Raw genomic sequence first — 6,774 nt, 5'->3', positions numbered from 1 at the left:
GTGCGGGGGGAGTTGATGGTGCGGGGGTCTTCCGGGGTGCCGCGGGTCTCCTGACCTCGGCGCTGCTGCCCTTCGCGTGGACCCCGGGCGGGCTCCGAGGCGGGCGCGGACGCCGGTGGTGTGTCCAGGAGGCGAAGGTGTGGATGGGGGTCCCCCCGGCTCGAACGGAGTCGAGAGCTTCGGGGAGGCCGGTGGAGCGGGAATCGAGTGAACCCGACGCCCCGGACCTGGCGACCGGTTGCGGATGTGGGCGTCGATGGCACCTGGGAGCGGGTCACCGCACTGACGGCCCAGGCAGGCGACGAATAGGAACTGACCTGGGCCGTGTCGGTGGACGCCACGATCGTGCGGGCTCACCAGCACGCGGCCGGGGCCCGCAGAAAGGGGCCCCCGGGTAGGCGAACGGGCCGACCACGCCATCGGTCGGTCCCGCGGCGGGCCGACCACCGGGATCCACCTCGTAGTCGATGCCCCTGCCGACCCCTCGCGTTCTTTCTCACCGCCCGGACAGGTGGTCCTGGCGGAGCGGTCCCTCCGACGAGAGCCACGTCCGGGACCGCGACGGCAGAGCGAGTACACGGAGCCTTGTCAGCGGACGACGTCGAAGATGCTCTTCTGCAGACCGTTGGCGTAGACCTCGTGCTCGACGAGCTTCAGCTTCTGGGTGTCCTTGTCCGTGGCGCTGAACAGGCGCTTGCCCGCCCCGAGCAGGAGCGGGAAGACGAGCAGGTGGTAGCGGTCGATCAGGCCGGCGTCGGAAAGGGCCTGGTTCAGGGAGGCGCTGCCGTGGACGATGATCGGGCCGCCCTCGGTCTCCTTCAGCGCGGCGACGTCGTCGAGCGAGCGCAGGATCGTCGTCTCGCCCCAGTTCGGCACCAGGTCGTCCTCGGTGAGGGTGGTGGAGACGACGTACTTCGGCATCACCTTGTAGTCGGCGAAGTCCTCCATGCCGGGCCACACCGGGCTGAACGCCTCGTAGCTGGTCCGGCCCATCAGCATCGCGGTGGCTTCCTTCTGCTCCCGGCCCTTGATCTCGAACGCCTCGGGGAGGAACTCGATGTCCTTGAAGGTCCACCCGGAGTTCCGGTAACCGGGCTCGCCGCCCGGGGCCTCCACGACGCCGTCGAGCGAGATGAAAGCGGTGCTGATCAGGGTACGCATCTGAGGTTCCTCGGTGTCTCGTGTCCGGTTGGCAACAGAGTCAGTCGGTGCGCGCTTCCACCACACTCGCAGCTGCGGCGCACCAGCCATGATCTCTGACTGTGGATCACGGAGAAACTCATCGGTCGTCACCGTGCCTGGCCTCGGCCGTCCTGGACGCCTAGGCTCGACCTACGGGCATCTCTGACTGAGTCAAGCATTCGGGGGTCGTGGCCATGACCGTCCAGGACATCCGCTCCTTCAACCGCTTCTACACGAACGTCATCGGCGCGCTGGACTACGGCCGTCACCTCTACGCCCCCTACACGCTCACCGAGTCCCGCGTGCTCTACGAGCTTGCCCACGCGCCGCGCACGGACGCCGCCGACCTGCGAGCCCAGCTGCACCTGGACGCCGGCTACCTGAGCCGCATCCTGAACCGGTTCGAGGAGGACGGGCTGGTCGAGCGCGGACCGTCCGAGACGGATCCGCGCCGCCGCAGTGTCACCCTCACCGGGCGCGGCCGGGAGGCAGCCGCGCTCCTCGACGAGCGGGCGCGCCAGACGGTCGGGGCGATGCTGGACACCGTGCGGGCCGAGGACCGGCCGCGGCTGGCGGAGGCGATGCGGACCGTCCGGGAGATCCTCGGCGGCGGCCGGGCGCCACGCCCCGAGGACGTCGTCCTGCGCGACCCCGCCCCCGGCGACCTCGGCTGGATCGTGCAGCGCAACGCCGCCCTGTACGCCGCCGAGTACGGGTGGAACGCCGACTACGAGGGCCTGGTCGCCCGGATCGTCGCCGACTACGCCGAGGACCACGACCCGCACCGGGAGCGGACGTGGATCGCCGAGCTGGACGGCCGGCCGGTGGGGTGCGTGATGTGCGTACGGGACGACGCGCCGGGTGCCGCCCGGCTCCGGCTGCTGCTCGTCGAGCCGGACGCGCGCGGCCTGGGCATCGGGGACCGGCTGGTCGGGGCCGTCGCCGCCTTCGCGCGCGAGGCCGGCTACCGCGAGGTGGTCCTGTGGACCAACGACGTCCTCGCCGCGGCCCGCCGCATCTACCAGCGCCACGGCTTCGTCCTGGTCGCGGAGAAACCGCACCGCTCCTTCGGCCAGGACCTGGTCGGGCAGGACTGGCGACTGGATCTTCACGCAACGCCCGAGTGACGAAGGGGAGTCGTCGGCGGGGGCGCCGGGTAGGGTCCGTCCACATGAAGCTGGCGTTCTCCACCCTCGGTGTCCCCGGCCTGCCCCTGCCCGACGTCCTGCGGCTCGCCACCGACCACGGCTACCACGGCGTGGAACTGCGCGCCCACCCCGAGGAACCGGTCCATCCCGGCCTCGGTTCCGCCGAACGGGCGGATGTCGCGGCCGAGTTCAAGGGGTCGGGCGTAGAGATCCTGGGCCTGGCGGGCTACGCGCGGGTCGCCGCGCCGGGCGACGACGAACCCGTCCTGGCCGAGATCCGCTCCCTGATCGACCTGGCCCGCGACCTCGGCGCCCCGTACATCCGGGTCTTCCCCGGCGGCGACCTGGACGTCCAGACCCCCGAGGAGGCCGACGCCACGGCCGCCCGGCGGCTGGGCACGGCCGCCGAATACGCGAACGACCTGGGCGTCCGCATCCTGCTGGAGACCCACGACTCGCACCGCACCGCCGCGGACGCGATGCGCGTCCTCGGGCTGGTCGGCCACCGCCAGGTGGGCGCGCTGTGGGACGTGATGCACACCTGGCTGGGCGGCGAACAGCCCTCCGAGACCTACGCGGCGCTCTCCCCGCACCTCGGCTACGTCCAGGTCAAGGACATCGCCTCCGCCGAGGACACCACCCCGCTGCCGCTCGGCGCGGGCGTCCTGCCGCTGGCCGAGTGCGTGGAGGTCCTCTCCCGGCACGGCTGGGACGGCTGGCTGTGCTGGGAGTACGAGAAGCGCTGGTACGAGTCGGCTCCCGAACTGCCCGGCCTGCTGGGGGCGGGCCGCGAGCATCTGAGCCGGCTGCTGAACGAATCGGCGTGACGGGACGCGGGGAGCCGGTGCCCGAGCCCCTGACCGGGGCTCGGGCACCGGCGGCTCGGCTGCCTCGACTCCGTCACGAACGACCTCGGCCGGACGCTCGCCGCGCTGTTCTCCGGTGAGCGACTGCCGGAGGAACGGACGGCGACGACCCGGCCCGGCGCCCTCCTGGCGCGGTCAGATCACGCGGAACAGGTCGGCGGCCGCGTGGACGTCGGTGAGGTCCTCGACGGAGCGGAGGTTGTCGCACAGGGCCTCCAGTACCGAGCCGGCCTCGCCGACGCGCGGGGCGCCGACGACCACGCCGAACACCCGGAAGCCGAGCCGGCGCTTGGCCTCGTTCCAGCCGCGCATCCACTCCTCGGTGACGCCGCAGTCGTCGTCGGTGATCATCACGATGTCGCCGCGCCCGCGGGAGGTGTCGTCGAACTCCTCCTCCAGCAGCTCGCCGGCCGCCGACAGCGGCGTCTGGTAGCTGGTGCCGCCGCCGAGGAAGCTCTCCGCGAAGTCGAGGACCCGGTCGGTGCCGGCGGACCGGCCCGCCGGGAAGCGGAAGACCTGGATCCGGCCGGGCGCGGAGAACAGGATGCCGACGAAGTCACGCCCCGCCTCGCGCGCCTGGTCCAGCAGTGCCAGGGCGCACCCCTTGGCCCACGCCTCCCGGGTGACCCCGCCGGGCCCGGCCTCGTACATCGAGTGCGAGGTGTCCACGCACGCGATGATCGCGCCCTGGCCGGCGGTCTGCTCCCCCTGGCTGTCGTAGAGCATCAGCTCCCCGGCCGCGTAGCGCACGGCGAACACCGCGCGCAGTTCGGGCAGACCGAGGTTGGCCAGCTCGGAGGGGATGACCCGGGAGAGGTCGTTGCCGAGCGTGACGCCGACCAGTTCCCCGGTGGCGTGCTCCACCTTGCGGGCGCGCTCGCCCCTGGCCATCTGCCGGAAGCGGCCGATCAGCTCGGCCCACTGCGCGAACCGGCCGGTGCGCAGCCGCTCGGCGAGCCGGACGCGCCGGTCGAACGGCATTCGCTCCAGCTCGCCGAGGCCGACGCCCCAGGCCCGCATCAGCGCGGACTCCTGCCGCACGGCCTCCGCGGCCTTCGCCGCCGCGTTCCGCGCACCGGCCCGGACACCGGGGGCCGCCGCCCCGAGGGCCTGCGCGGCGTCCTCGGCGGCCCGCCGCGCGGCGGCCCCGGCGGCTTCCGCGGCCTCGACCGCCTGCCGTACGGCGTCGGCGGCCGGAGCGGGCACGGTGCCGTCCTGCCCGGCCTCCTCGGCGGCCTGCCGCAGCGCCTCGGCCACGGCGGACGCCGCGACTTCGGCCGCCTGCTGTCCCTGCTGCGCCTGCCCGGCCCGCTCCCGGGCCTCCCGGGTGCGCTCCAGCAGCCCCCGCAGCGCCGGGGCCTGGGCGAGTACGGCCATGGCGGCGGCGTAGGGGTCGCCCGCGGTCTCCCGGTGCAGCTCGGCGAACCCCGGTGACTCCAGCAGGGAGGTGACGACCTGGTGGTTGAGCAGCCGGGAGGGCTCCATCTCCGCGGGTTCGCGCAACCGCGGGCCGGCCTTGTAGGCCGCCAGGAACACATCCGTCAGCAGGTCCGTGGCGTGGTCGTGGCGCGCGTCCAGCTCCTCGGCCAGCTCGCGCAGTGCGGCCGACTGCTCGTAGGTGTCCCGCCAGGTCATCCGGTCGAACCGGTCCGCGACCACGGCCGCGGTGTGCCGGTCGGGAACGGCGGAGGAAACCCCCAGCCACGTCCCTGCCAGGCTCGCCAGCTCCTCCAGCCCGCTCGACCCCCCGTCCATGGCCACCCCCGTACTCAGAGCTGCGTCTGCACCATGCTCGCGTCCATGCCCAGGGCCTCGGTGAGAACCCGGGCGCGGACGGCGCGCTGGCGGCCGGTGACCCGGTCGATGGCGGCGGTGGAGCGGCCGGCGCTGACCGCCTCCGCGCGCAGCTTCTCCAGCCGCTTGCCCGCCGTGGCGAGCTTGTTGTGGGCCTTCTTGATGACCCAGTCGCTCAGCGCCTCGCGGGACTGCCCGGCCATGGCGTCGAGCTGCGCCTCCAGTTCGTCGATGGTGTCGGCCAGGTCCAGCGCCTCCTTGGCGTCGGGGTTGACCAGGTGCAGCACCTCACGTTCGACGGTGGGGCGGTCGGCGGGGGAGTCCCACAGCACGTGCGTCAGCATCGACAGGTCGGTCTCGTCGACCGCCGGCCGGCCGTCGAGGTACGCGGAGGCCTGGAGCAGCCCCACCGCCTGCCGCCAGCGGCGGTCGGAGGCGACGAGTTCCTTGCGGCGCAGGGCGGCGCGCAGCGTGCACACCGCGTCCACGATCGCGTCGGGGACGTCCACGGCCGGAACGGCTTCGCTCACGGCCTGCTGCAGCGCGGCCAGCTCGACGGTGGTCCTGGCCGGTGCCGCCGGCTGCCGGACGGCGGACCGCACGAGCGCGGCGAAGTTCGAGGGGTTCTCCAGGTACCCGACCTCGATCCGCACCAGCAACCGGTCGTAGATCGCGGCCGCGTCCTCCTCACTGGGCAGCTCGTTGCTCGCCGTGATGGCCCCGATCAGGGGACAGCGGATCGGCTCGCCGCCGTTCTCCGGGTGGTAGATCCGCTCGTTGAGGTAGCCCAGCGTCTCGTTCAGCGCCGCCGTGGAGCACTTGAAGATCTCGTCGATGAACGCGACATGCGCGGTGGTGGCGCGGCCGTCGTAGACCTGGCGGTACTCGCCCCGGGCCAGGGCGGCGACGTCGATGGGGCCGAACATCCTCGTCGGCGCGGTGAACTTCGACAGCAGGATCTCCCAGTAGGCCGCGCCCTCGATCCGGCCCGTGAGGTCCCGCGCCATCTCGGACTTCGCCGTCCCCGGCGGCCCGAGCACCAGCGAGTGCTGCCCCGCCAGCAGCGTCACCACCAGCGTCCGCACGACGTCGGCCCGCTCGTAGAACCGCTCCGCCATCTCGTCGCCGATCATCCGCAGTCTCCTGGCGGTGTCCTGCGCTTCCACGTCCAACTCCTTGCCTGCGACGCCGTGTTGGGCCGACGAGACGGGCCCTGTGCCCCGAACCTACGACGAAATGAAAAAGGTAGCCTGGTTCACGATGACGAACGGCGACAGCGGTGACACCACGGCACTCGACGACCCGGTGGGCGAGTCGCTGCGCGGCCGTCACGCGGATCTCGGCCGCCGGCTCGGCCGGGCCGCCACCTACCTCCCGGAGGTCGCCACCTTCTCGGCGGTACCCGCCGAAGCGGACGCGGCGGACTGAGCCGATCTCGCACGGCTCCTCGGCCGGGACGCGTTCGCCGACATGTTCAGCTGCCCGGCGACCGTTCCTAGTGACTGAGCGGGAGTGAGTCCTGTTGCCAGAACCCGTGCTCAGTCGCGTGCCCCGAACGGTGTTGGGCACCCTGATCCCCCGCTTTCGCTCCGCGTCCGGCGCGCACGGATCGTGTCCGTGGTCCGGGAATGCGGGGGCGGGTTTCCTCACGCCCCCGGGCACCCGGTCCGGCCTGGACGGTCCGATGCCCGCACCCATCGCTCTGGTGGGTGCGGGGCGGTAACAGCTCACAACCCCCTGACGGTCCCGCGGAAAGTGCGTTGCACCCCCCTGTGCGCATGGCT

Annotated in this window: 5 protein-coding genes and 3 pseudogenes; 4 read left to right on the top strand and 4 right to left on the bottom strand. The window is 72.7% G+C overall.

The genetic code is table 11. The annotated features are described in order from the left end of the window. Positions 1-330: 330 nt before the first annotated feature. Positions 331-511 (top strand): annotated as a pseudogene (locus tag CA983_RS48540) (IS5/IS1182 family transposase); the annotation flags it as partial. A 77-nt stretch (positions 512-588) separates the two neighbouring features. Here the strand turns inward: CA983_RS48540 and CA983_RS38685 are convergent. Further along, the gene (locus CA983_RS38685) at positions 589-1,161 is read right to left on the bottom strand and encodes a dihydrofolate reductase family protein (protein WP_086605384.1); all 573 of its coding nucleotides are present in this window, start codon (positions 1,159-1,161) and stop codon (positions 589-591) included. A gap of 215 nt (positions 1,162-1,376) precedes the next feature. Here CA983_RS38685 and CA983_RS38680 point away from each other — a divergent pair, with 215 nt between their 5' ends. Together CA983_RS38680 and CA983_RS38675 are read left to right on the top strand one after the other, a co-directional pair. Beyond that, positions 1,377-2,309, top strand: coding sequence for a bifunctional helix-turn-helix transcriptional regulator/GNAT family N-acetyltransferase (locus tag CA983_RS38680; RefSeq protein WP_086605383.1), 933 nt, complete (start codon positions 1,377-1,379; stop codon positions 2,307-2,309). A gap of 44 nt (positions 2,310-2,353) precedes the next feature. Continuing rightward, complete coding sequence (locus tag CA983_RS38675) at positions 2,354-3,157, top strand: sugar phosphate isomerase/epimerase family protein (protein WP_086605382.1); 804 nt, start codon at positions 2,354-2,356, stop codon at positions 3,155-3,157. A gap of 174 nt (positions 3,158-3,331) precedes the next feature. On the opposite strand, the gene CA983_RS38670 is transcribed toward CA983_RS38675, so the two are convergent. Then, on the bottom strand, positions 3,332-4,951 hold the full coding sequence (locus tag CA983_RS38670; RefSeq protein ID WP_086605386.1) for a VWA domain-containing protein: 1,620 nt from the start codon (positions 4,949-4,951) through the stop codon (positions 3,332-3,334). A 14-nt stretch (positions 4,952-4,965) separates the two neighbouring features. Continuing rightward, positions 4,966-6,123: an AAA family ATPase gene (locus tag CA983_RS38665; RefSeq protein ID WP_086605385.1), complete on the bottom strand. Its 1,158-nt coding sequence runs from the start codon at positions 6,121-6,123 to the stop codon at positions 4,966-4,968. 127 nt (positions 6,124-6,250) lie between these two features. On the opposite strand from CA983_RS38665, the pseudogene CA983_RS38660 reads away from it, so the two are divergent. Beyond that, positions 6,251-6,490 (top strand): annotated as a pseudogene (locus CA983_RS38660) (GNAT family N-acetyltransferase); the annotation flags it as partial. On the opposite strand, the pseudogene CA983_RS48535 reads toward CA983_RS38660, so the two are convergent. Beyond that, a pseudogene (locus CA983_RS48535) lies at positions 6,486-6,710 on the bottom strand (IS200/IS605 family accessory protein TnpB-related protein); the annotation flags it as partial. The pseudogenes CA983_RS38660 and CA983_RS48535 overlap by 5 nt on opposite strands. Positions 6,711-6,774 lie beyond the last annotated feature (64 nt).

The sequence above is a fragment of the Streptomyces swartbergensis genome (assembly GCF_002148965.1).
GTDB lineage: Bacteria > Actinomycetota > Actinomycetes > Streptomycetales > Streptomycetaceae > Streptomyces > Streptomyces swartbergensis.
This window is presented reverse-complemented; position numbering and strand designations above follow the sequence as displayed.